This is a genomic window from Pseudomonas botevensis, from assembly GCF_019145475.1.
In the GTDB taxonomy this organism is placed as follows: Bacteria; Pseudomonadota; Gammaproteobacteria; order Pseudomonadales; family Pseudomonadaceae; genus Aquipseudomonas; species Aquipseudomonas botevensis.
On the sequence record NZ_JAHTKI010000055.1, the window covers coordinates 1 to 407 of the forward strand.

Sequence of the window (407 nt, forward strand, 5' to 3'; positions counted from 1 at the left end):
GTCATCGGCGAAGCCCGGCGGCTGCTGGCGCCGAAAGCCATCGAGGCCAATCAGGGCGCTCTCGATCCCGATCTGGCGCAGGTGCGGGTCGAGATCCCGTTCGATGACTCGTTCGCCGCCGGTCAGGTGATTGTGCTGTTCTGGCTCGGGACCCGTCCCGACCTGAGCATCTACCTGCCGGATCTGCCGCAGCATCCAATCACTCAGGGCGAGGTCGACGCCAAACTGCCGATCGTGATCATCGTCCCCGGCTCGCACCTCAGACCGATCAATGGCGGCACGCTGGTGTTGTACTACCAGTTGCTGAGCGAAGACCAGAAGCTGCGCACGATGAACCCGTTCCACGCCCTCCATGCCGTTCGCGAATCGCTGCGCGCCGCGCCCTTGCAGATCGGCGAGCCGTTGCA

Annotated in this window: 1 protein-coding gene; it reads left to right on the forward strand. The window is 64.6% G+C overall.

Annotation, left to right across the window (positions count from 1 at the left end; translation table 11 throughout):
• On the forward strand, positions 1-407 hold a 407-nt coding region (locus tag KVQ74_RS29265; protein WP_217834835.1), incomplete at both ends, for a hypothetical protein.